The 24063-nt window shown below is 60.7% G+C and carries 21 protein-coding genes and 3 pseudogenes; 12 read left to right on the top strand and 12 right to left on the bottom strand.

Going from position 1 to position 24063, the window contains the following annotated elements; genetic code table 11:
• Positions 1–55: 55 nt before the first annotated feature.
• The 5 genes and pseudogenes from FHT87_RS07240 to FHT87_RS07230 all read left to right on the top strand — a co-directional run bounded on the left by FHT87_RS07240 (position 56) and on the right by FHT87_RS07230 (position 4602).
• The gene (locus FHT87_RS07240; RefSeq protein ID WP_183800580.1) at positions 56–1516 is read left to right on the top strand and encodes an amidohydrolase family protein; all 1461 of its coding nucleotides are present in this window, start codon (positions 56–58) and stop codon (positions 1514–1516) included.
• Between the two features lie 250 nt (positions 1517–1766).
• Positions 1767–1816: pseudogene (locus tag FHT87_RS31510) on the top strand (hypothetical protein); the annotation flags it as partial.
• Positions 1817–1864: 48 nt separating this feature from the next.
• Positions 1865–2320: a LysR substrate-binding domain-containing protein gene (locus FHT87_RS31505; RefSeq protein WP_348647575.1), complete on the top strand. Its 456-nt coding sequence runs from the start codon at positions 1865–1867 to the stop codon at positions 2318–2320.
• Entirely contained in the window at positions 2247–2663 is a 417-nt protein-coding gene (locus tag FHT87_RS31375; RefSeq protein WP_348647581.1) for a LysR substrate-binding domain-containing protein, read from the top strand. The genes FHT87_RS31505 and FHT87_RS31375 overlap by 74 nt, the downstream gene beginning before the upstream one ends.
• A gap of 175 nt (positions 2664–2838) precedes the next feature.
• A complete protein-coding gene (locus tag FHT87_RS07230) occupies positions 2839–4602 on the top strand; it encodes a penicillin-binding protein 2 (RefSeq protein ID WP_183800577.1) in 1764 nt (587 codons plus the stop codon).
• A gap of 84 nt (positions 4603–4686) precedes the next feature.
• On the opposite strand, the pseudogene FHT87_RS07225 reads toward FHT87_RS07230, so the two are convergent.
• The 7 genes and pseudogenes from FHT87_RS07225 to FHT87_RS07195 form a co-directional block, all read right to left on the bottom strand.
• A pseudogene (locus FHT87_RS07225) lies at positions 4687–4977 on the bottom strand (NAD(P)H-dependent oxidoreductase); the annotation flags it as partial.
• A 141-nt stretch (positions 4978–5118) separates the two neighbouring features.
• Positions 5119–5484 (bottom strand): type II toxin-antitoxin system VapC family toxin, encoded by a 366-nt coding sequence (locus FHT87_RS07220; protein WP_183726713.1) that lies wholly within the window; start codon positions 5482–5484, stop codon positions 5119–5121.
• Entirely contained in the window at positions 5478–5693 is a 216-nt protein-coding gene (locus FHT87_RS07215; RefSeq protein WP_183800574.1) for a CopG family transcriptional regulator, read from the bottom strand. Before FHT87_RS07215 ends, FHT87_RS07220 begins: the two co-directional genes overlap by 7 nt.
• Positions 5694–6144: 451 nt before the next feature.
• Positions 6145–6681, bottom strand: coding sequence for a hypothetical protein (locus FHT87_RS07210; protein ID WP_246699572.1), 537 nt, complete (start codon positions 6679–6681; stop codon positions 6145–6147).
• Positions 6682–6990: 309 nt separating this feature from the next.
• On the bottom strand, positions 6991–8028 hold the full coding sequence (locus FHT87_RS07205; protein ID WP_183726710.1) for an ABC transporter permease: 1038 nt from the start codon (positions 8026–8028) through the stop codon (positions 6991–6993).
• Positions 8029–8071: 43 nt separating this feature from the next.
• The gene (locus tag FHT87_RS07200; RefSeq protein WP_183726708.1) at positions 8072–9613 is read right to left on the bottom strand and encodes a sugar ABC transporter ATP-binding protein; all 1542 of its coding nucleotides are present in this window, start codon (positions 9611–9613) and stop codon (positions 8072–8074) included.
• 78 nt (positions 9614–9691) lie between these two features.
• Positions 9692–10657, bottom strand: coding sequence for a sugar-binding protein (locus FHT87_RS07195; protein WP_183726706.1), 966 nt, complete (start codon positions 10655–10657; stop codon positions 9692–9694).
• A 368-nt stretch (positions 10658–11025) separates the two neighbouring features.
• Between FHT87_RS07195 and FHT87_RS07190 the strand changes: the two genes are divergently transcribed.
• The 7 genes and pseudogenes from FHT87_RS07190 to FHT87_RS07160 form a co-directional block, all read left to right on the top strand.
• Positions 11026–12036, top strand: coding sequence for a LacI family DNA-binding transcriptional regulator (locus FHT87_RS07190; RefSeq protein WP_183801078.1), 1011 nt, complete (start codon positions 11026–11028; stop codon positions 12034–12036).
• A 54-nt stretch (positions 12037–12090) separates the two neighbouring features.
• A complete protein-coding gene (locus FHT87_RS07185) occupies positions 12091–13383 on the top strand; it encodes a sugar ABC transporter substrate-binding protein (RefSeq protein WP_183800571.1) in 1293 nt (430 codons plus the stop codon).
• 64 nt (positions 13384–13447) lie between these two features.
• Positions 13448–14380, top strand: coding sequence for a sugar ABC transporter permease (locus tag FHT87_RS07180; RefSeq protein ID WP_183726703.1), 933 nt, complete (start codon positions 13448–13450; stop codon positions 14378–14380).
• Entirely contained in the window at positions 14373–15266 is an 894-nt protein-coding gene (locus FHT87_RS07175) for a carbohydrate ABC transporter permease (RefSeq protein ID WP_183800568.1), read from the top strand. Before FHT87_RS07180 ends, FHT87_RS07175 begins: the two co-directional genes overlap by 8 nt.
• A 2-nt stretch (positions 15267–15268) precedes the next feature.
• Entirely contained in the window at positions 15269–16975 is a 1707-nt protein-coding gene (locus FHT87_RS07170; protein WP_183800564.1) for a GH32 C-terminal domain-containing protein, read from the top strand.
• Between the two features lie 14 nt (positions 16976–16989).
• Positions 16990–18033: a sn-glycerol-3-phosphate ABC transporter ATP-binding protein UgpC gene (gene ugpC / locus FHT87_RS07165; RefSeq protein ID WP_183800560.1), complete on the top strand. Its 1044-nt coding sequence runs from the start codon at positions 16990–16992 to the stop codon at positions 18031–18033.
• A 114-nt stretch (positions 18034–18147) separates the two neighbouring features.
• Positions 18148–18346: pseudogene (locus FHT87_RS07160) on the top strand (IS6 family transposase); the annotation flags it as partial.
• A 92-nt stretch (positions 18347–18438) separates the two neighbouring features.
• On the opposite strand, the gene FHT87_RS07155 reads toward FHT87_RS07160, so the two are convergent.
• From FHT87_RS07155 to FHT87_RS07135, 5 genes are read right to left on the bottom strand one after another with little or no spacing between them, the layout of a single operon-like run.
• On the bottom strand, positions 18439–19569 hold the full coding sequence (locus FHT87_RS07155) for a substrate-binding domain-containing protein (RefSeq protein WP_183726695.1): 1131 nt from the start codon (positions 19567–19569) through the stop codon (positions 18439–18441).
• 54 nt (positions 19570–19623) lie between these two features.
• Positions 19624–20607: an ABC transporter permease gene (locus FHT87_RS07150; protein WP_183800558.1), complete on the bottom strand. Its 984-nt coding sequence runs from the start codon at positions 20605–20607 to the stop codon at positions 19624–19626.
• The gene (locus FHT87_RS07145) at positions 20604–21581 is read right to left on the bottom strand and encodes an ABC transporter permease (RefSeq protein ID WP_183800555.1); all 978 of its coding nucleotides are present in this window, start codon (positions 21579–21581) and stop codon (positions 20604–20606) included. Before FHT87_RS07145 ends, FHT87_RS07150 begins: the two co-directional genes overlap by 4 nt.
• A complete protein-coding gene (locus FHT87_RS07140; RefSeq protein WP_183726690.1) occupies positions 21578–23095 on the bottom strand; it encodes a sugar ABC transporter ATP-binding protein in 1518 nt (505 codons plus the stop codon). Before FHT87_RS07140 ends, FHT87_RS07145 begins: the two co-directional genes overlap by 4 nt.
• Entirely contained in the window at positions 23092–23952 is an 861-nt protein-coding gene (locus FHT87_RS07135; RefSeq protein ID WP_183800553.1) for a sugar phosphate isomerase/epimerase, read from the bottom strand. Before FHT87_RS07135 ends, FHT87_RS07140 begins: the two co-directional genes overlap by 4 nt.
• Positions 23953–24063: the final 111 nt, after the last annotated feature.

The raw sequence follows: 24063 nt of genomic DNA, 5'->3' as shown, positions 1-24063 counted from the left end.
CACTGCTGCCCGCTGCTACTTCTTCCTCTGAAGCCATCTGCCGGAGAAAGTAGCCATGTGCGAAAACTGCAAGGGACTTGAACTGAATCTCACTCGCCGACACACCATGGTTGCTTTGGGCGCCGGCCTTCTGGGTCCCTTTATTGCCACTGGCCTGACAAAGCCGGCAGTCGCGGCAGATCAGACCGGGCCGAAAGGATCGCCACGCGAAATCCTGATCCGTGGAGGTTACGTCATGCCGGTCGATCCGGTGATGGCGGATCTCATTGCGGGCGACGTGCATATCAAGGACGGCGAAATCGTCGCTGTTGCGGCGCAAATACATGCACCGAACGCAGAAATTATCGATGCTTCCAACATGGTTGTCCTGCCGGGTTTTGTAGACACTCACTGGCATATGTGGAACAGCATCTGGCGTGGAATGGTTAACGACGCCACGGAATACTTCACCCGCCACGATCTACTGCCCTATTACAGCGTCGAGGACCACCACACAGCCGTTCAATATGCTGCGCTGGAGGGGATTAACGCTGGTATTACTACCTGCCATAACTGGGCGCACGGTCTGCGGAACTACGATGACGTTCAGGCGGAACTGTCTGCCTTGGCCGAGGTCGGAATTCGCGCCAAATTGAGTTATTCCGGCGTCATTCGCAATGTGCCGACACCGTCGGCCGATCTTCAGCGCGCACTGGACTGGATTGCCGCCAATGGCAATGGACGGCTTGGCCTTGGCATGACACTGGATGGGGCAGGCGAGCATTTTGCTCCCCAGGTTCAGGTGGCCCGCAAGCTGGGACTGCGACCAATTACCGACCATGGAAGCTTCATGGCCTTTCCCGATCTCATCGGGCCTGAATTTATCTTTACCCACGGCGCCGGTATCGCGCCGGAGGCCGTCACCATGATCGCCAGAAAGAAACTGGGCATTGCTCTGTGCCCCGGAACGGATCCGATGATCGGGAACGGGTTGCCGCCGGTCTATGACCTGATAAAGGGCGGTGTTCCACTGGATAATATCAGTTTCAGCATCGATGTTTCCTGCCAGTCTCCCGTCGATCCCTTCGCAAGCCTCAGAACTCTTGTTAATTCCGGCCGCATACAGCAGGTGGAGGCCAACAAACTCACCGGAGACCTGATTGGAATTGCCCAGAAGGGCTTGAAATGGGTTTTCAGCTACCGCGATGCCATCCGCGTGGGCACATTGAGCGGTGCGCACGTACTTGGTCTGTCCGATCACGTTGGATCGCTGACGCCTGGCAAAAGAGCAGACGTTATTCTCGTGCGTACCGATCAAGCCAACATGTTGCCGGCCGCCAACACCAATCCAGCTTTCCAGATTGTTCAGCATGCTGATCCGGTAAATGTCGATACGGTGATTATTGATGGTGTAATCCGGAAGCGCAACGGCAAGCTGACGGGGGTCGATATCGACGGCGTCGTAGAGAAAGCGGCGCGGGCTCAAGAGGCAATCCGCAAACGGGCAAACTTGCCAGTTCTTGATACTTCTCTTTGATGTGTAAGGGCCTGCAGCGGTCGTGCAAGCGCGATGAAGGCATCGCATTTTTTGGACGCGCAGAAGGCGTTCATCCTGAAGCAGGGGGGCGGACAAGAGGAGTGCGAATTCGTACGCTAAGGGCGAACGGAGCGAGAACTTGCTCGACCCGCCGTAGCCCAGCTGGCAGGCGCAGCGATCGAAATCCGTTCGGCATCCCAGGTGTAGATGCCGGTCGATTATCAGTGCTTCTGACGCTACCATCCGGCAGTTGCAGGTCCTCAGGGAGGTATTGCGGAACGGCTCCGAGCGGCAGGCGGCCCGGGCTTTGCGCATCAGCCAACCGGCAGTCAGCCAAAATGTGAGCAGTTGGAAGCTGCAATTGGCCTCACACTGTTTAAGCACGAGACCAATCGGCTTGTGCCGACAGATGCGGCCTGGGAACTTTTACAAAGTATTGACCTTGCCTTCGCCGGATTTGATCAGATCGGCAAGTCCATCGCTTTCCTGAAGAGCAGCGACACGCGTGTTGTCAGCATCGCAGCGCCGGCGGTTTTTTCGTTGAAGCTGATCCCGGAGGTCGTCGGTAGGATCCGGGAACTCAAACGGTCCTATTCCATAAAGCTCAGGACGGGCAGTTATCAGGAAATCGGGGATTACATCCTTCACGGCAAGGCCGACATAGGGATCTCGCGGCTGCGGCTGGACGAAAGAATCTTCGAGTGGCGGCCGGTCGGGACGCCGTCAATATATTCCAAAGGCTCATCGTTTCGCAGAGAAGGACGTCATCACGCCCGAGGATCTTGTCGGAGAGGCACTGATTGACATCGACCCGCAGTTCGCATCCCATCAGATGAATGTGAACGCCACGCGATATATGGGCATCCATCCAGACATCGCTGTCGAGTATGATGCGCACGGGCATGACGCAGGCTTTGTCGCGGCAGGCGTGGGCGTGTCGATCACAAACGAGATCCTCGCAAAGGAATATCGTCACTTCAATGTTGATTTCCGGCGGTTGAGCCCGGCGCGACTTACCACTGTGGTATTCTGGCAGAAGGATCGATCCTTAAGCGCGCGCCTGAGCATTGTAGTAGAGCAATTGACATCTGCGTTCCTGGGAGCGGAAGGTAGTCGAATCGTCCCCGCGAATGTGGTCCGTAAGTGAGGTTTCTCACACAGTTCGATTAGTGGGGACGATCTGGAAACACAGGGCGTTAACGATCTCCTAACGGATTAAGTGCCTTTCTAGTCATCAGTTGCCCCAGGAGAGACAGCCCGAAACCGCTTCGCGATTTCGGTGGCGTTTCTTCGACTTCAGCCGTCACCTGTGGATCAACTCGATGAGTCTCATTTCCCGCATTCTAAAGGTCAAAAGTCGGTCGCATATCCTGATCACCCGCCAAGCAAGCGGCTTTCCGGACCGAATTATCGGCATGAAAAAGAAGCGCGGAAACCAGGCTAGGCAACGTCTGGGAGTCGTGATTGGCATCTTCGTCGGCGGATTCTTGCTAATCGGTGGGCGCCTCGTCCAATACGGGCTTGCCGAGGAGCAGATCACCGCCTCGCTTGGAAACCCGAATGTGGTCGCCTCCCGGCCTGACATCGTCGACCGTAACGGCCAGCTCCTGGCTACCGATCTCAACATGGTGTCCCTCTATGCCGATCCCCGCCGCATCGTCGACGCCGACGAGGTGGTGGAGAAGCTCGCCGCCATCCTACCGAACCTCGACTGGAGGGATACACACCGGAAGCTGAGGGTGGACAGCGGCTTCCAGTGGTTGCGACGGCAATTGACACCCAAGCAGCAGGCCGACATCCTGGCCCTCGGTCTTCCCGGTCTAGGCTTCAGGCCGGAAAAACGCCGCTTCTATCCCGGTGGTCGGTCGGCTGCACATATCGTCGGTCACGTGAATGTCGATAATCTCGGCCTTGCCGGCATGGAGCGCTATCTCGACCAGCAAGGTCTCGCGGACCTGAGGGCCATCGGCATGACGTCGGGTATCTCGCTCGAGCCCGTCAAGCTTTCGATCGATATCCGCGTGCAGAATATTGCGCGCGAGGTCGCGGCCAAGGCGATCAGCGCCTATGAGGCGGAGGCCGCCGGCGCCGTCGTTCTCGACGTCGAAACCGGCGAAGTCCTGGCGATGGCTTCCGTCCCTGATTACGACCCTAACGAACCGTCGCGCATATTGGCTGACGGCAGCGTGGACAAGGAGTACGAGAAGGGCTGGTTCAACCGGATCAGCAACGCCACCTTCGAGATGGGTTCCACCTTCAAGAGCTTCACACTGGCCATGGGCCTGGATGCCGAGAAGATCACCTTAAACTCGGTCGTCGATGCATCTCGTCCGATCCGCATGGGCGGTTTCACGATCAAGGATTTCAAGGGCAAGAACAGGCCTTTGACGATCCGGGAGGTCTTCCAGTATTCGTCGAATATCGGGACCGCAGCCGTCGCGGACATGGTCGGTATCGAGGGTCATCAAGAGTTCCTGACCAAGCTCGGCCTTCTGTCGAAAACGGAGACGGAAATGCCGGGCGTCGCCACGCCGACCCAGCCGCGCACCTGGAAGAAGATCAATTCGGTCACGATTTCCTTTGGTCACGGCGTGGCGACGACTCCACTGCAGACCGCATCAGCGGCCGCAGCGCTTATCAACGGCGGCAACCTTCTACCGCCGACTTTCCTGCCGCGATCGCCGAATGAGGCAGCAATGCTCTCGAAATCAGTCGTCAAACCGAGTACGAGCGCGGATATGCGCACCCTCTTTAGCTGGAACGGGCTGAAGGGATCCGGCCGTGCCGCCCAGGTCGAGGGTTTCAATGTCGGCGGCAAGACCGGCACCGCCGATAAGGTCGTCAACGGACGCTATGCCAGTGACCTGAATTTCAACGCCTTCGTCGCAGCCTTCCCGATGGACAAGCCGAAATATATGGTTCTTTCGATTATCGATGCGCCGACGACAGGCGAGCACGGTGGTCGAACAGCCGCTTCTACTGCCGCACCGATGGTCAAAGAGATCATCGGTCGCATAGCCCCGCTGCTCGGCGTTCAGCCTCATTTCGGTTTGAGGGATGCTCCCTATACGATAGAGGGCTTTTAAGGTTGCCTTTAATCCGCCGTTTGCACAGACGAGAAGCGCCCTTCAATTTCGTCAGGCGCATCAAGCCTCTGTCTTCGTGCAGAGCTAGCGCCGCCGCGTGGGGAAAAAGGCTGCCAGTTCGCTCACAACCGAATTGATTCGACTGGCCAGTTGTCCTGAGGAGACCTGATAATCCGTGAAATCTCGATCCGAGGCATAGATCGCCGTCGGAAGGGTATGAACCATGAAGAAACCAAAGAGAGGGCGAAGTTGATGTTCGACCATGAGCGCGTGCCGCTCCCCCTCTCCGGTCGCAGCGATGATAACCGGTTTCGATTTCAGTTCATGAGGATCGAGAAGATCGATCAGGTGCTTGAAAAGGCCGGGATAGCTGCCCTAGCCACCGTGATTCTAGCTATACTAACTTCTCGAATATAGTATAGCGCCGCTGTCGAGATGCCCGCCTTGAAGGGAATCGAACCGCTGCTACGTGATGGGGCTCGCCTACTACCGCGCTGGCAAGGCGCATCATTGCGGTTAGATTTCGTAAGGCACACGTATGTCCGGCATTTCGCGAGGGAAATCCTTTGTGTTTCGAGTGATAAGCAACATCGAGTGAATATTGGCCGTTGCCCAGATGATGGCATCTGAAAGCTTGATACGATGAAGTTGTCGCAGAGATGCTGCTCGTTCGGCTATGGCGTCATCGACAGCGATGACCGCAAAGCCAGCCAGGAAAGCGCGCGTTCCGATTGCCACCTCAGGCTTGGCACCGACTAGTACCTCCATCCAGGTGATAATGCTAATCGCCTTTTCCTGATATCTTGTCAGTTCGTCTCGCGCTTGCGGAACTGCGTTGAGATAGTCAATCAGGACATTGGTATCGAACAGAGACTTTACCATTCGCTGCGTATGTTTTCTTGATAGGTCAGACCATCCACCTTTCGATCGCCCCAAAGCCCGAAAGCTTCTGATTCGATATCGGCATTGTTCCTAGCCAGGAAGTCATTGATCGCCTTTCGGATCAGCGCTGCCCTCGACATTTTTTCTCGCTGTGCCAGCCGGTCCAGCGCTTTGACTTCTGGGTCCCCGATGTCCACCAACGTTCTCATGTAATGAACTCCGATATATGATATCGGCAACGTATATCATCGCTGATCAGTATCTTCAATGGGCGCGGTCGTGTATGGGGCCTGTTGCGCGGGGAGAGTACGACCGATGTTCGGCATCTACGCGGGTCTGGTGCATAATCAGCTCTACGAACTCAGCGCTCACTGACCCGGATGCCTTCCCAGACGAGCATTTGAGCAGTTTTGTAAAGAATGAAATCAGATGGCCGCGAGACAGTTTCGTGTACAAGATCACACCACCGTTGGTTCCGGCAGCATGAACCTGAAACACCCGCTTTGCTAAGTCCAGACCGACAATGCTAACTTCATGAATGCTCTCCTCTGAGTGACGTTCTGGCGATCATCGCTTTGGCACATTGCAATGCCGTCGGGAGGAATCCACTCCATCAACTCTCAGCAAATCAACACATACCTCGCGAGCGGTCGGATCTTATTAGACATGGCGGGTCACTCCTCCGCTTCGTTCGATCGCATTGATCAGCCGATGCAGTTTCACGGCATCTTGGAATCCCGGGCTAAGTCGGGTGCCGGACGTCGCGTCGGAAGCAAAAAGTTCGTAGAGCTTCCTGACGTTACCCGTCAGGACGTCCTCGTTGCTGTCGAAATCCTGCGGGATGGAGATCGGATGAAGTGTCTCGCCTCCCTGCGCGCCCACCAGCTTGAACCCGCCCAGACCGACGTAGCCCACTGGGCTCGTGAGTACCAAGTCGCCCCTGCTGCCGTTGATCTCCAGGTGGAAATTTGTCCCGCGCGACAGCCCGCCCCGAAAATGGCTCGTCACCAGCGCGCCGGAGGAAAGCTTGCCATTGAACGCGATCTGGTCGGCGACGTTGAACGGGATGACTTCCTTGCTCTCTGCTATCCTGATCGTCGGGCGACGGCTGGCCAAAGTCCCTGAGACACTGCGGAAGTCCTCGCCGACTACGAACGACAAGGCGGCTATCGTTTGCGCGAAGGGAACGTGCAGCATGCTTGCGCCATTGGACGGATCCAATGTGTACCTGAAGGCTTCCTCGATCTCCTCGCCCCACGTAATCCCGGACCTGATCACACGGCGACTTGGATTTCTTGCCTCGCTCACGCATCACACAACGGCGAGACCGGGAAGCCCGCCCGTCGAATACATATGTCGAGGCAAAAACCTCATTTAAATTCAATACCGAGAAGATCAAACGAATTGGAACTGGCTGAGATCGGCGAGCAGCAAGGCACCAACATCCAGCACGCCAGTGCCGGAAGAGGCCGCAAGATTCGCTAGCGGCAGCCTGATACACTGGTCTCATCCACCGACCTGGTCCTGATTGGCAACCACCGGCAATTTGCCTTCGTCTGGAACACGGGCTTCGGTCTGCCGGGCGGCGGAGATGAGTCGGCGATGTGCGCGGATCGCGTTCCATTGTTGGTCGATCAGCACGCCGATGAGGATCACGCCACCCATGACGGCGAAATTCAGCGACGAGGGGATGCCGAGCAGATTCACGAGGTTCTGCAACTCCTGGAGCAGGACCGTCCCGAGCACGACGCCAACGATCGATCCCTCGCCGCCGCGGAGCGAAAAGCCGCCGAGTACGGCAGCGGCGATCGCGTAGAGCTCATAGAACTGGCCATGGCTGGCCGGCGAGATCGAGCGTGTGTACATGGCGAAATAGATTGCCGCGAGCGCCGTAAGCAGTCCGCAGATGACATAGGCCGACATCACCATCCGGCCGGTGCGGATACCGGAATATCGGGCCGCCTCCTCGTTCTTGCCGATCGCGTAAAGGTAACGCCCGAAGACAGACCGATGCAGCACCACCCACATGACCACGGAAATGATGACGAGCGCTATGAAGGTGTTGGGAACGCCGTAGAACCGTCCGGCGGTGATGAACTCAAGATCCGGGAAATTTTGGCCGAACGCAAAACCCGCCGTTCCGTCGGCCGTATAGAAGCGCGCCGCCCCGCGATAGATAAGGAGGCCGCAGAGAGTGACGACGAAGGGTTGCAGGTTCAGCCGGGTGATCAGCCAGCCGTGAATGGCACCTATGGCCGCGCCGAGCACTAGAATGAGTGGCAGCGCCAGCATCCATGACATATCTTGGACCGCGACGAAATCGACAAACAGCACACCAAGAAGCGCTACGAGCGAACCCACGGAAAGTTCGATACCGCCTGTAATGATGACGTAGGCCTGGCCAATCGACAGGATGCCGAAAAGACCGATCAGGTTGGCGGTATTCGCCAGGTTGATCGGCAGCAGGAAGCGCGGATTGATGATGGCGACGACGATGCCGACGACGACGATCAAAAGCAGCAGTCCAAGATCTTTTTTGATCATTCGAGATCCATCCCCCCGATACCTAATTATGTTGCCGCGGCGGCTATTTTACGCGTTTGCCGACAGCAAGCAAAAGGACGCTTTCCTGACTGAATTCGTCCTCATCGAGAATGCCGGCGATCTGGCCCTCATGCATGACGGCAATGCGGTCAGAAACGCCGATCACCTCTTCCATGTCGCTGGAGATCATCAGGATTGCGACACCGGCATCGGCAAGCGCCCGCATCAGGCCGTAGATCTCGTTCTTCGCACCGATATCGATGCCGCGTGTCGGCTCGTCGAAGATCATCACCTTCGGGCTCATCGACAACCATTTGGCAAGTACCACCTTCTGCTGGTTGCCGCCGGACAGAGTGCCGGTTCGGCTCGAAATAGAGGGCGCTTTGATGCCGAGGCGAACGCGCTGTTTTTCGGCCGCCGCCGTCTCCCGCTCGGCGGAAAGCAAGAAGCGGCTGGCGAGCATGGGGAGATCGGCAAGGGTTATGTTCTGGGCGATCGAGAAATCAAGAAGAATGCCGTTGCGCTTTCGATCCTCCGGCACCAGGAAAATGCCGCGAGCAACGGCGTCCCGCGCGGAACGGACTGCAATTTTCTGCCCGTCCTGCAGGATGGATCCGCCGTAACTGCGATCAATGCCAAAGAGCACTCTGGCAAGCTCGGTACGGCCGGACCCGACGAGGCCCGCAAGTCCCAGGATTTCTCCATACCTGATTTCCAGATCAACGGGACGGCCGGGATAGGCCTCGGTGCGCACGGCACTCACCTTCAGCGCAATCGAGCCGGGTGAGCGCTGCGGCTTTGCAGTACGGGCCGCAAGCATCCGGCCAATCATCAGCTTGACCATCTGGTCGTGGCCGATGTCCGTCTTGGCGAGCGTGCCCACAAGCGCGCCGTCACGGAGTACGACGACCCGGTCGGCTACGCGCTCAACCTCGTGGAGCCGATGCGAGATGAAAATAACACTGATGCCATCCGCCTTCAGCAATTTGATGATGCTGAGCAACCGCTCGGTTTCAGCCAGCGGCAGGCTGGACGTGGGTTCGTCGAAGATGACGAGCCTCGCGTTGATGGACAGCGCCTTGGCGATTTCCACCATCTGCTGCTCGGCCAGCGAAAGCGACGCCACGCGTGTGTCGGCGGAAAAATGCGCGCCCACGCGCCTCAAGAGCGGCTTCACCATGTCCCTTAGCCGATCGCGATCGACGAGCTTAAGAGGTCCCGCCTTCAGCGGTTCGCGCCCTAGGAAGATATTGGCAGCGACGTCGAGATTCTCAAAGAGATTGAGCTCCTGATGCACGAAGGCGATGCCGGACGAGATGCTCGATTCCACAGTGAGGAAACGAAGTTCTGTCCCGTCGAGCAGGATCGTGCCCCGATCCGGTGCGATCACACCGCCGAGAATCTTCATCAGTGTCGATTTTCCGGCCCCGTTTTCGCCGACAAGGCCGATGACCTCGCCTGGCATGATGTCCATTGACAGGCCCTCGAGCGCAACGACACCTGGATAGGTCTTGCCAACGCCGGAAAGCGACAGGAATGGCGTTCCGGGCGCGCCCGGTGGCGGAATATCGGAACTATGGTTCATCGGCTGTCCATGGCTGCTGATGCTGGCGGCACGAAATGCCTTTCGCGGCGGCGATGAGTACCGCCGCCGCGAAAGAGGTTATTTTCCAGCCATGGCCTTCAGGTTGGCAGCATACTTGTCAACGTCATCCTTGCCGATGATCACCGTCGGAATGATGATCAAGCCGTCGGCGGGAATGCCGGACTTGTCACCCTTGAGGTAGGCGGCCATCAATTTCATGCCCTGATAGGCCCATTCGAACGGCTGCTGCACGACGGTTGCCGCGATCGTACCTTCCTTGACGCCGCCGAGCGTGATCGGATCGTCATCAAAGCCGACGACGGTGATCTGGCCGAGTTTGCCCGCGTCACGCAGCGCCTCATAGATACGCGGCGTGTTGTAGGAGTAGAAGCCGACCATGCAGGTCAAGTCGGGGCTGGCCACCAACGCATCCTCCACGTTCTTCTTGGCGCGCGTCTGGTCGATATCGTCACCGCGGACATCGACCAGCTCGATCTTGGTACCCTTGAGCCCTTCCTTCATCCCTTCGATGCGTTCGCGGGCGTTATCGGCGCCCAGCAGACCGACGAAGCCCATGCACTTTCCGCCGTCCGGCATCGCCTTCTTGGCGATTTCGGCGGCCTGTTTGCCGGCGTCGACGTTCGAAGAACCGATATAGGCGACGCGGTTGGTCTTCGGCGCGTCGCTGTCGGTGGTGAAGAGAGCCGTCTGCGAGCCGATCTTGTTGAGGCCATCCGTCTGGGTCTTGGGATCGACTGCGGAGACCATGATCCCCTTGACGCCGGCGCTGACGAGATCTTCCATGAGACGCTGCTGAATGGCGACGGCCGCCTGCTCAGGATATTTCAGCTCCATGTTGTAGTCCGGCATCTCGCCCTGGGCCTTCTTCACCCCCGCCTCGGCGGCTTTCCAGAAGTCGGATGCTCCATTGACGACGAATGCGAGTGTCGGCTTGTCGGCGGCATGTGATACAGCCATCGGCGCCGTACTCAGCATCAACGCGGCGAAAAACAAGGCTGCATTTTTCCGTTTCAGCTGTTTCATAATACTCCTCCCAAGGGCCGCGGTTGCGAGGGCCCGTTCGCGACTTACGGCCGGCCGATGCGCCCCCTCCAAGGTCCGTCGCGAAGCGACGTGTGGCATATGTGCCGATCGTACCACGACGGTATACCAGAATCTAAATTAGTAAATAGTAATATTAATGTCGATCAAAACATGTCGATGCTGGGTCAAATCCGCCCGCGGCGGCACAACTGCAAAAGCTTCGCGTGCGGGGAGCCTTTCAGTTGGATCTAGTTGCCAGGGCCTCGCTTGCGAATTAGGCGATCACATCCGATCGCACGATCAGCCTCAATATCTACTTGACAAACACCACACGCCTATACGATTGAGTAATCGATAACCCAATAGTGGTGGTGAAGGACTTGGCAGTCTCGCTTTCTGACATCGCGGAGCGTGCCGGCGTCTCGGTGAAGACGGTTTCCGGCGCGCTGCATGGCGGCTCCGCCCGTATGTCGGACGAGACGCGCCAGAAGGTGAAGGCCATCGCCGAGGAACTCGGCTACGTCACAAACCTGGCAGCGCGGGGAGTGCGCCAGGGCTGGCTGCCGCTGGTCGGCGTCATCTCCGACGGCCTCATCACCTCGCCGTTTGCGACGGAGATCGTGCGCGGCCTTGATGGCGCGGCGCGCAGTGCCGGAATGGCGGTCTTCGCGATCAACCACAGCAGCGGCCAGTCGATTGGGTCGGTACTCGGCGAGGTGCAGCAGTTCCGTCCTCGCGCCGTCGCTTACGCCGCCATGTACCACAAGGATGTCGCCCTGCCGGAAAAGCTGACCGGCTCCGTCGGCGTGATGATCAACTGCCGCGAGACCTCCGGCCGAGTCACCTCGCTGGTGCCGGACGAGGAGGGTGGCGCGCGGGAGATCGTGCGCTATCTTCTCGCTGCCGGCCGACGCCGCATAGCCTTCATCAACCTGCCGGGCATTCTCGCCGGCATGCTCCGCGAGATGGGTTTTCGCGGTGCCCTGAAGGAGGCGGGCGTTGCCCCCCTCGGTGTCTTCCCGGCCGTGCGCCGCAGGATTTACAGCGATCGTGCGCCGAGCTTGGTCCCCATCCATCTGGAGGCGCTTCTTGCATCCGGTGAAAGGCCCGATGCCATCCTGTGCGGCAACGACCGCGTAGCGATGGAGGTTTATGCCGCGCTTGCCCGTGCCGGCTTTCGCATACCGGACGATATCGCGGTGGCAAGCTTTGATAATCAGGTCGAACTCGCCTCGCGGCTTGACCCGCCATTGACGACGATGGCCCTGCCACACCGTGCCATGGGCCGTCTCGCGATGGAGATTCTCCTCGCCGGAGAGCCAGAACCGCAGTCTCTGCGCAAACTCCCGTTCCATCTCGTAGAACGGGCGTCCGTCTGAACATTCGCATGTAATCGTATTCAACAGGAGGAGACTACCAAAATGATCGCAAGAATGAGTAATCGTTTACTCTCCACAATGTTTACGACCGCCGCGCTGGTCGCGGCAGCGGGTATCGCCGAGGCGAAGACCGTCATCCATATCATGCATCAAGGCGATCCGGGCTGGGTGAATACCTACGGCGACGTAGCTAAGCGCTTCGAGGAGGCCAATCCGGATGTCGATATCGAGCTAATCTACGCGCCGCATGACGCCTATAACGAAAAGTTCAGCGCCGCCGTCATGTCCAAGCAACTGCCCGACATCATGGAGCTCGACGCGCCGTTCCTCGCCAATTACGTCTGGTCAGGCTATTTGCAGCCGGTCAAGCCGCTGCTCGAGCAGGACGTGCTCGACGATATGACGGACTCGAACGTCGCGCAGGGCACCTATCCGATCGACAAAGAGCTCTATGCCGTTGGCCTCACGGACTCGTCCGTCGTACTCTATGGAAACAAGAAGTATCTCGAAGCCATCGGTGCGCGCATTCCAAAGTCCGTGGACGATGCCTGGACGCGCGAGGAATTCGAGGGCTACCTCGATAAGCTCTCGAAGCTCGACGGTGTGAAGTGGCCGATCGACACGTTCCGCGGCTATGGCATCAAGACAGAGTGGATCACCTATGCCTATGGCCCGCTGCTCGAAAGCGCCGGCTGCAACCTGATCGACCGGAAGACCTGGACTGCCCGCGGCACGCTCGACGGCGAGGCCTGCGTCAAGGCGCTGACCATGATGCAGGACTGGGTGAAGAAGGGTTGGGTCGTGCCTACCTCATCGGGCACCAACCAGTTCTACGCCGAAGGCCAGCCGGCGGCGCTCGCCATGGGCGGCCACTGGTTCTATGCCGAGGCCGCCGCGGCGATGAAGGACAATATCGTCGTTATGCCGCTGCCGAAGATCGGCGAGAAGGGCGTGAGCCCGAATGGCACCTGGATCTGGGGCATTTCCGCGACGTCCGCGAACCCCGATATCGCCGGCAAGTTCCTGAGCTTCATGCTGAAGGACAAGGATTACCGCGCCTATGCCAAGAGCCAGTCCGGCTATCCGGGACTCAAGAGCTTCGCCGCCGAATCCCCGCTCTACGCAGAAGGCGGCCCCCTCGCCGTCGCCTTTGAACAGGCCTCGAAGACGGCCATCGCCCGTCCGCCGCATCCGGCCTATCCAACGATCACTTCGGCCTTCATGCAGGCCGTCGACAAGGTCTTCAATGGCGGCGACGTACAGGAGGCACTGACGGCGGCGGCCAAGAAGATTGACGAGGATATCGAGGACAATGCCGGCTACCCGCCCTTCGACGAGCAGCATTAAGGCATTTGCGGGGCCGGCTCTCAGGCTGGTCCCGCCCCGGAGGATGATCGATGAGGAGGAGACAATGACCTTGCAACAGACCTCAGCGCCCGCATTGCCGCGCCCCGGCAGACGGCGCGACCGCCAGCGATTTTGGCAGGAAGTCGCGATGATCGCGCCGGCCGTGCTTTTGCTCGCCACCTTCCTGATCACACCTTTTCTGCTGTCGTTCTGGACGGCGATGACCAACCAGCCGCTCGTGCCCCGCCCGACGCCGGTGCGATTCGTCGGCCTCCTGAATTTCCAGCGCGTCTTCAGCGATCCGCTGTTCTGGACATCGCTATGGAACGTCACGCGCTTCACCATCTGGGTTCTGCCCGTCCAGTGCGGTCTCGCCTTCCTCACCGCGCTGCTGCTGCACCAGAAGCTGCCGATGAAGAACCTGCTGCGCGGCCTTTTCTTCCTGCCGGCGATCACCTCCATGGTAGTGGTCTGTGTCATCTGGGGCACGCTGTTCCAGTATCCGAGCGGTCCCCTCAACCAGATCGTCGGCTTCCTTTCGGGCGGCGCCATCCAGCCGATCGACTGGCTCGGCGATCCTAACTGGGCGATGTTCTCCATCGTACTGCTGTCGGCCTGGCAGGCCTATGGCTTTCAGATGATCATCTACCTCGCCGGCCTGCAAGGCATTCCGGACGAGCTTTACGATGCCGCGCGCATCGACGGGGCGAGCGCGCTGCGCCGCTTCTGGCACGTCACCATGCCGGGCTTGCGCCCCACTCATGTCTTCGTGCTGGTCATCACCACCATCCAGGCCTTCAAGCTCTATACGCAGGTGGCGATCCTCACCCAGGGCGGGCCGAAGGAAAGCACGGAAACCGTGGTCCACTACATGGTACGCGCCGGCTTCGAGGAACAGAAACTCGGCTATGCATCGGCGGTTTCCGTCATCCTCTTCGTCATCGTTCTCCTGATCGCGCTCGTCCAGCGCAAACTCCTGAGGCGTTTCGATGTCTGATATCGCGTTGAGCCAGCCCGCCCCGCTGGCAATTCCCAGGGGCAACGGCAAGACGGGCCTGCGTCTCGTGCAGAGCCTCTGCATTCTCGTCATCGCGCTCGTGATAATCTCGCCGCTCTTCATGCTGCTGATCGCCAGCCTGAAGGACGACCGCTTCCGGATCCTCGCCGACATGGGCAGCTTTCGCGCCTTCTGGGTGAGCGACCCGACCTTGTCGAACTATCGCGAGATCGCCAATTTCTCCGGTGAGCTCGCCTTCGGCCGCTATCTCTTCAACTCGCTGGTGATCCTTGTCGTCACGGTGGTCTCAGGCCTCGTTATCAATTCCATGGCGGGCTTCGTGCTCGCCTGGGGAACGCTACGCGGCAAGGCCGTTCTGCTAGCGCTGGTCGTAGCACTCTATGTCATCCCGCAGGAAAGCATTATCATGCCGCTCGTCGTCATGATGTCGCGGGCGGGGCTTACCGATACCTTCGCTGTGCAGATCCTGCCCTGGGTGGCGAGCCCGCTCTATGTCTTCCTCTTCTACCAGTTCTTCGCGCAACTGCCGAAGGAACTCTACGAAGCAGCAGAAATGGACGGCGCCTCGGCATTCCGCATCTATCGGTCCATCTACATGCCGCTCAGTCTGCCGGCGCTCGCCACGGTCTCCATCCTCATGGGCATCGAGAGCTGGAACCAGTATCTCTGGCCGACGCTTGTCACCCAGACCGACTATGCCCGGCCGATTGCCGTCGCCATCGCCACCTTCTTCGGGCAAGACAGCATCTATTGGGACCGCGCCATGGCTGCCTCGGTCCTGATGATGATCCCCGTGCTCATCCTCTACCTCTCTTTCCAACGCTGGTTCGTAAGTTCGTTCATCGGCTCCGCCGTGAAAGGTTAACCATGTCTCTCGCAGCAAAATCTGCAGTCGCCGTGCTTCAGTTAATCGAGGCCGATTTTCCCTCCGGCACGGTGCTGCATCTCTGGCTGAAGGCGCGGCGCGCCGGCGGCGAAGCCAGGCTCCTCGTGACCGTCGATCACGAGGACGTGGCCGATCCAGCCACGCGCCGCACGCAGGAATTCGAATTCTTCGCCGTGACCCTCGGCAAGAGCGGCCGCGCGGTGCTGGCCTATGACGAAGCAGACACCATGCTGTCGGTCGCCTACGCCTTCCGGCCGGAAACGGTGCTGGAGGAGGGCATCCGCGTGCTTCATCACGATGCCCGCACCGCGCCGCCGCAACTGCCGCACGCCTATCACTTCCGCCCGCCCTTTGGCTGGATGAACGATCCGAACGGCTTCGGCCGCTTCGCCGGCCGCGCGCATCTCTTTTACCAGCACTATCCGCACCAGCCGCGCTGGAACACCATGCACTGGGGGCATGCCGTCTCGAGGGATTTCCTGCGCTGGACGCATCTGCCGATGTTCCTCCTTCCAGCCGATCATCTCTCGGAAAGGGACGACGGGCGCGGCGGCGCATTCTCCGGCTCGGCCATTCCCCTCTCCGGCCCCGAAGGCGAAGAAATTCGCGTCTTCTACACCGAGCATGTGCGTGACCGGAAGCCGGAGGAGCAGATTCAGCTTTCCGCCGTCAGCCAAGACGGCATTGTCGCGGGTGCTAGCGAAATCGTTCTGCCCTTGCGCCCGGAAGGCCTCGGCCTCACCACCGATTTCCGTGATCCATATGTCTTCAAGGGGCCAGACGGCCGGTGGAAGATGCTGCTCGGCAGCCGCGACCGTGAGGGGGGCGTCGTGCTGCTTTACGAAACCATCGATTCTGAGGGCGCCGGCGGCTGGACCTTCCTCGGCGTCATTCACCGCGAGGATCGCTTCGGAATGACGGCGGCGGAATGCCCCTGCATGGTGCCGGTCGGCGGCAGGGCGGACGATCCACAGACCCGCTGGGCTCTGATCTTCGGCCTGCTGACCAGCCGCGACCCCGTGACCGGCCGCCGCAATCTCACCTTCGTCACGGTTGGCCGTTTCGACGGACGCAGCTTCACATCGGATTTCGAGCAGGAGCTGGATTTTGGCTCCGACGCCTATGCTTTTCAGGCCTTTGTCGACGGTGAAGAGCCGGTCGGCATCGCCTGGCTGGCCAACTGGACGGATTTCTCCCAGAAGGACGACTTCCCGACGGCCATGACCCTGCCGCGCCGCGTCCTTGTAGAAGACAACAGCGTGCTGACCCCGCCCATCGCCGCGGCCGAGAGCCTCCGTCACAGGCTCATCGACGACACGTCGCTCGCCGCCGGCGAGACTGTGCTGCTTGGCGATGGAGCGGTGGAAATCGCGCTCAGCCTCGCCGTCCCCGGCGCGGCCTTCGATCTTGCCTTAGACCATCCAGACGTCGCCATCGGCGTCAGACTCGACGCCGATGGCCTTGCCATTGTCTTCGACGCAGGCACGGGCAAGGCACCACCGCGCTATCTTGCCGCGGGCGCCAGGCCCTCGGAACTGCGCATCTTCCTCGATGCCGGCTCCATTGAAGTCTTCGCCGACAACGGCCGCTGGACAGCAACTAAGCGTATTCCGAGTTTTGCCGCCGCTCGCTCGGCGAAGCTCGCCGGTGCGATCTCTGCCGCCAGGATCTGGCAGCTCAAGCTTTGAGGGAGGAATAGACAATGGCATCGGTAACGATCGATAGCGTCCTTAAGCAATATGGTGCGGTCTCTGTCATCCATGGAGTCTCCGTGGATATCGAGGACGGGGAGTTCGTCACGCTCGTCGGGCCGTCGGGCTGCGGCAAATCTACGCTCCTGCGCATGCTTGCGGGGTTGGAGGACATCAGTGGCGGCGAGATCCGCATCGGCGGGCGCATCGTCAACGACGTGGCGCCGAAAGAACGGGACATCGCCATGGTGTTCCAGAGCTATGCGCTCTATCCTCATATGACGGTCCGAGAGAACATGGGCTTCGCCTTGAAGCTGCAGGGCCACGATAGGGCGACCATCGACAAGCTGGTCAATGAAGCCGCCGGCGTCCTCGCGCTCGAGCCGCTGCTGGAACGGCTGCCCAAGCAGCTCTCCGGCGGCCAGCGCCAGCGTGTCGCCATGGGGCGCGCCATCGTGCGCCACCCCAAGGTCTTCCTTTTCGATGAGCCGCTTTCCAACCTCGACGCCAGGCTGCGCGTCACCATGCGCAGCGAGATCAAGGAATTGCACCAGCGCCTCGGCACCACCATCGTCTACGTCACACACGACCAAATCGAGGCGATGACCATGGCCAACAAGATCGTGGTGATGCGCGCAGGGCGCATCGAGCAGATCGGCAAGCCGCTCGACCTCTATGATCGCCCCGATAACACCTTCGTCGCCACCTTCATCGGCTCGCCCGCTATGAACCTTTTTGAGGGCAGCATCAGTGGGGGTTGGTTCCGTATCAAGGGCGGCGTCAGCTTGCCGCTGCCGGCCGAAACCGACAAGGCGGCATGCACCTATGGAATACGCCCGGAAGATCTCGAAGTGGCGGATGCCGGTATTCCGGCCACGGTGCTGACCGTCGAGCCGACCGGAGCGGAAACCCATCTTTGCGTTCGCCTCGGCAACCAGACGGCCGCCATCGTCCTGCACCGCCGGATGGATTTCAGGCCCGGTGAGGAAATCCATCTCGCCCCCAAATCCGGGAAAATCCATCTCTTCTCCGCCGCAGGTAGAAGAATCAACTGATCTTCCGGCCCACCCATCGAGCCGCGCTCATTCTGCCCAACGGGTGCGGTTCGATTCTTGCATTTCTCCATCGGGCGTACGCATTGGTCGCAATGGCGCGAATTCCACACTAATCATTCTCACCAGCCGACCCGGCGACGAGAGCGGGATCATGAAGCGCTTCAAGTCACAGCGACATCTACAACGCTTCGTCTCCATCCATGATCCGATTGCCAACCTGTTTCACATCCCGCGCCACGACATCCCCTCTGGCCATCATCGCGAACTGCAAGCAGCCGCGATGGGCCTGTGGGCGAAAATCGCCCGCGCATAGGCGATACTTGCTGCCGGAGCCTCACCTTGGCTTCTCAGCTGTTAAGTTTATGATGCCGGATGCGGCGCTCACCCCTTCGGCTGGGGCAACCGCTACATCTTTCCGCCCCAGCGTTCCGGATAATCTGGCAACTCCTGGCAGCCGCAAAGGCTGTAGTGCAGCGGCGGCATGCGCTCGTCGACATATTTTGCTAACACGTCCTCGGTGATTGCCGGCTGTGGCAGCACCCACTCAGGGCCTGGGACCTGCTTGCCATCCAGCACGTCGAGGGCCGCGATGATGGCGGTGCGCCACTGGTAGGTCGGGTAGGAAGGGCCGATCGCGGTCAGTTTTTCCGACTGCCATTTGCGCAGAAAGTCCTGCTGATCCTCGCCGCTGATCACCGGATAGGGAAGGCCAGCATCCTCGAAGGCTTCCAACGCTGCCGTCGCGGTGTCGCCGGCGTCCATCCAGACCGCGTCGATCTTCTCGCCGCGGTTGATGTAGTCCTCGACGATCGACTTGGTCTTGGCCCGGTCACTGCCGGTGAACTCCGAACCGATCACCTTGATACCGGCTTCGTCGAAGATGTTCTTGGCGGCCGAATAGCGGGTTTCCAGCACGTCGACGCCCGGCATGATGCGCAGTGCCAGCACATTGGCGCCCTTCTTCAGCTTGCTGGCGATGAACTCGCCGGACGTGATGCCGAAGCCGTAGCCGCCGACCGGATGGATGTAGGTCACCGGGCACTGCGTGTTGACGCCTCGGTCGAAGACGATGACGGGAAGCTTGCCGCAGGCCGCGTCGACGACCGGGGTGAGCGCCGCCGTCGTGTTGGGCGAGACGATCAACGCATCGCACTTGCCGCCGCTGACCAAGGCCTCGATGTCGGAAATCTGCTTGTCGTCCTTGCCTTCGGCATCGACGACGATCAGTTCCTTGAGGCGATCCTTGTGCAGATCCGCCTCGGCGTTGAGGTTGTTGAGCCCGACCACGCGCCAGGGATTGAAGACGCCGGCGTTGGAAAAGCAGATCGTGACCTGGCCGTCCTTCTTGTATTTGGCCGTGTCGACCATGCCGTCGCCAAGATGCTGCGCCCAGGGCTGGCCTTCCGGCCCCTGCGGCTTTATCGAGAGCTGCTCGCGCTGCTTCTTGAACTCGACCGGATCGTTGAAATCCTGCGCCAGTGCCTGGCCGGTGAATGTGAGCGCCACGGTCGTCGCCAGTATTGTCCTGAGTTTCATTTTTTCTCCTCCTCCACGAAGCCGGTCGCCCCGGCGGTTGATGACGAATATCGCTCAGGTGAGCCGGCGGTTGTGCCGCACGCTGGCGCCCACCGCGGCGATCAGGATCAGCCCCTGGATGCTGTCGCGCAGCGCCTGCGGCAATCCGAGGACGTTGAGCAAAGTGAAGAGCGCGAAGAGACTGAGCGCCCCGAAGACCGCGCTCCAGATGGAGCCGCGTCCGCCGAGCAGTTGCGCGCCGCCGATGACGCAGGCGGCAATCGCCTGCAGCTCGAGCCCCTCCCCGGCATTGACCGACACTCCCGAAAAGCCACCGAGCAGGATGCCGGCCGTGACGGCGGAGACCGCCGAGACCACAAAGGCGAGGATGCGCGTCGCGGCAACCGGCGTGCCGGCAAGCTCCGCCGCTCGCGGATTGTCGCCGACGGCCAACGCCCGCTTGCCATAGACGGTGCCATTCAAGCCCCACCAGGCGAATGCCACGAAGCCGGCGATGACGATCACCGCAAGCGGCAGCGTGCCGACAACGGGAATGTCACGCCAGACAAGCCGGCCGAGATTGCGGAAATTGTCCGGCAGGTCGCCGCGCGGCGCTCCGCCCGACCAGGCCAGCGCCAGCCCGTTGACGAGCAGCATGGTGCCAAGCGTGGAGATAATCGAGGGCACCTTGAGAAAGGCGACGACGAAACCATTCACGAGGCCGACGGCGATGCCCATGGCATAGAGCGCGCCGATGACCACCCGGGTCACGCCGGGATCGCCATTGATGAGGATCGAAGCGGCCAGCACCACCAGGGTGGCCACCGCGCCCATCGAGAGGTCGAAGCCACCCGTCAGGATGACGTAGAGCTGCCCGCAGGCGAGGATGACGAGCGGCGCTGCCCGCCGCATGAAGTTCATGAAGAGGCTCGGCTCCAGATAGCTCGGCTGGAGAAAGGCGATGGCCGCATAGAGCACGACGAAGATGACGATACCGGCATTGGCGGCGATGCGCGTCGGACGGCGAACTGACGAAGAAATCTGCGGAACGGTCGTCATGCGACATGCCCCCTTGTGCGAACGGCATGGACGGCGACGGCGGCGATCACGATGGCTCCGCGCAGCACCTGTTTCAGGAAGGCGTCGATGCCGAGCATGTTGAAACCCGCATCGAGGCTGGCAAAAAGCAGGACGCCAGCGAGCGTGCCAGCAACACCGCCCTTGCCGCCGGCAAGGATCGTGCCGCCGATGACCGTGACTGCGATGGATTCGAGATCGTAGATGCCGTCGCGCCCGATCCATGGCGTGCCGGATTGCAGCCGCGCGGCGAGATAGAGCCCTGCCGCACCGGCAAAGAGGCTGGCGACCATATGGGCGGAGAGAATGACCCGTTCTGTGCGGATGCCGGCGAGCCGCGCACCGTCAGGATTCCCGCCGACGGCATAGAGCCGCGCGCCGAACAACGTGCGGTAGAGCACGAAGGCGGCTACGAGAGACAGGGCGACGAGAAGCAGGATGGAATAGGGCACGCCCAGCACGCCGCCATAGGCGATGATCTGGAACTCGCGCGCGACCGCGCCCTGCAACGCGCCGAATGAAGCGGCAAGCACGCCCTGGATGACGAGGCCCGTGCCGAGCGTTGCGATCAGCGGATTGATACCGCCGTAGGCGACCAGGGTGCCATTGACGAGCCCGGCTGCAAGGCAGAGGCCGAGGCAGGCGAGAACGGCTGGCAGGATCATCGCCGGATCGCTCTGCATGACATGCGAGGCGAGGACGGCAACGGCGCTGATCAGCGCAGCGACCGAAAGGTCGATCGAGCCGACGAGGATCACGAAGGTCTGGCCGATCGCGACAAGTCCGAGCGCAACCATGCGCTGGAGCAGACCCGCAACGCCTTGACCGGTGAGTTGCGCGGTTTCGCCGGTGGCAAGCGCAACGACGACAAAAAACCCGATGGAGAGCCCCGCAAGCAGAACGGCGATGGATAGGCCCGGAAGGGCCGGTTTCGGCTTCTCGATATCGATCGTCATGGGTTTACCTCCCCGCGCGCTGCATCTGCAAGGCCAAGGGCAAGATGCATGATGTCCTCCTCGCTTGCTCCCCTCGGCAATTCGCCGGACAGGCGCCCCTGGTGCATGACGAGGATGCGGTCGGCGATGCCGATGAGTTCAGGCATGTCGGAGGAGATGACGACGATGCCTCGGCCGGAATCGGCAAGGCGTCGCATTGTCTCGTAGATCGCCGCCTTGGCCGCGATGTCGATGCCGCGCGTTGGCTCCACGAATACGAGAATGTCGGACGCCCGGGCCAGCCAGCGCACGATGATCGCCTTCTGCTGGTTGCCGCCCGAAAGCGTTCCGATCTCCTGTCCGAAATCCGCAGCACGCACATCCATCATGCGAAGCCTTTCGTCGATGACATCGGGCGCGAGCGCGCCGCGCTGCGGCCGGGCGAAAAGCCTGGCCATGGAACGCAGCGTCAGGAGCGCGTTGTCGCGGACGGACTGGCGTAGCGCCAGCCCCTCGCGCTTGCGGTCGCCTGGGAGGTAGCCGATGCCGGCGGCCGTCGCCTGCCGCGGGGTGCGAAGGGCGATTGGCTCGCCACGAAGCGCGACCCTGCCCCTCGTGAAGGGAACATCTCCGACGAGCGCCTGCGCCAGTGCGCCCTTGCCGGAATCCTCCAGCCCCGCCACGCCGATGATCTCGCCGGCTCGGACGTCGAAGGCGATATCGCGCAAGCCGGCGTTCGCCCCGCCCTCTATGGCAAGGAGCACCCCTCCCGGCGCATAAACCGGTGAGGCAGGATAGAAGTCCTTGACGTCGCGGCCGACCATGGCGCGCACGATCTCGTTGATCGGGGCGGCATCGCGCGGCCGCGTCCAAATCTTCCGGCCGTCCTTAAGGATGGTGATGCGATCGGCAATGGCCGTGACCTCGGGCATGCGATGGGAGATATAGACGATCGAGACCCCCTCGCGCCTGAGACCTTCGACAAGCGCGAGCAGTGTGCGGCTGTCCCGTTCGTCGAGCGCGGCCGTGGGTTCGTCCATGACGAGGATTCGTGCATCGAGGAGGAGCGCCTTGGCGATCTCGACGATCTGCTGAAGCGCGATGGAAAGCGAGGAAACCAGCACCTCCGGATCGACCTGCGCGCCGATGCGGCGAAGAAGCGCTGCCGACCTCTCCCGCATCGCCGCCTTGTCCAGGATGCCGCGCCTTGCGATCTCGCGTCCCATGAAGATGTTTTCCGCCACGCTACGATGCGGCAGCAGGCTGAGTTCCTGGTGGATGATCGCGATTCCGGCCTCCGCCGCCTGCCGAGGGTGCGTGAAATGCACGGCCTTCCCGGCCAGATGAATGGAGCCAGCATCCGGCCGGTAGCTGCCGCCGAGGATCTTCATGAGCGTCGATTTTCCGGCGCCGTTTTCGCCGCAGATCGCGTGGACCTCGCCCGGCAAGCAATCGAAATCGACGCCATCGAGCGCGCGAACACCTGGAAACGCCTTGCTTATACCAGTCATGCTGAGAGCGGGAATAGCTGTCATACCAGCCTCTCTCCCGCCGCCGCCCATTCCCGGCGGATAAAGGCGATGCTTTCGACAAACAGGCTGTCGAGATCGTCGAACAGATCGCGCCAGACCCGCGTCGCGCCGGCAAGCTCCGGCAGAGCGCGGCCGAAAGATTCGACCGTCAGCCATCCCTCATAGCCGCAGCGGCGCAACGCATCGAAATGCGCCGCGAAAGGCACATGGCCGGAACCGGGAACGCCGCGGTCGTTTTCGGATACATGGAAATGATTGATCTCCCCGTGATAGCGCTCATAGGTCGCCGGCGGATCCTTTTCCTCGATATTGGCGTGGAACGTGTCGAACATATAACCATAATTGGGGTGGTTGACGGCACGGTGGACCGCCGATGCCTGGGCGATGGTCGACATCATGTAGCATTCGAAACGGTTGACGGCTTCCGCCGAAATGCGAATGCCGGCAGGCGCCGCATAGTCCGCCATCGCGCGCATCGCCTCGACGCAGCGGTCGAATTCCTCAGGCGTCGGTCCGACGCCGGTAAAAACGCCCACGGGCGAATGGAGCGGGCCGGCAATGATCTCGCCGCCCATCGCAGCCGTGCAATCGACGATCCAGCGGTGATGATCGCGCGCCTTTGCGCGTACGGATGCCACCGCACTTACAGGATTGGCCTCGGGCATCGCGGCGGCGGCGGCGCCTGCCGTGAGACCAATATCGGCAAGCAGCCGCCCGAGCGCCGCATAGTGCTGCTCGATGCCGGAGAACACGGGAATTTCCACCGCGTCATAGCCAAGCGCCTTCAGCCGCTCGAGCCGGCGTGCGTGCTGCAGACCGATGTCCGCACCGATGACGAGCAGGTTGAATGCGATTTTCACTGATGTCCTCCCCCTTGCCGCGTTGGCCCGTCTCCATCAAGCCATCCGCGACGAAGGCACAATGGCAGGCTTGACTCGGCAATTCTTGCGGACGACAACAGTGGTAAATTT

Origin of the sequence: Rhizobium sp. BK316 (genome assembly GCF_014193695.1) — a bacterium.
Taxonomy (GTDB): domain Bacteria; phylum Pseudomonadota; class Alphaproteobacteria; order Rhizobiales; family Rhizobiaceae; genus Rhizobium.
This window is presented reverse-complemented; position numbering and strand designations above follow the sequence as displayed.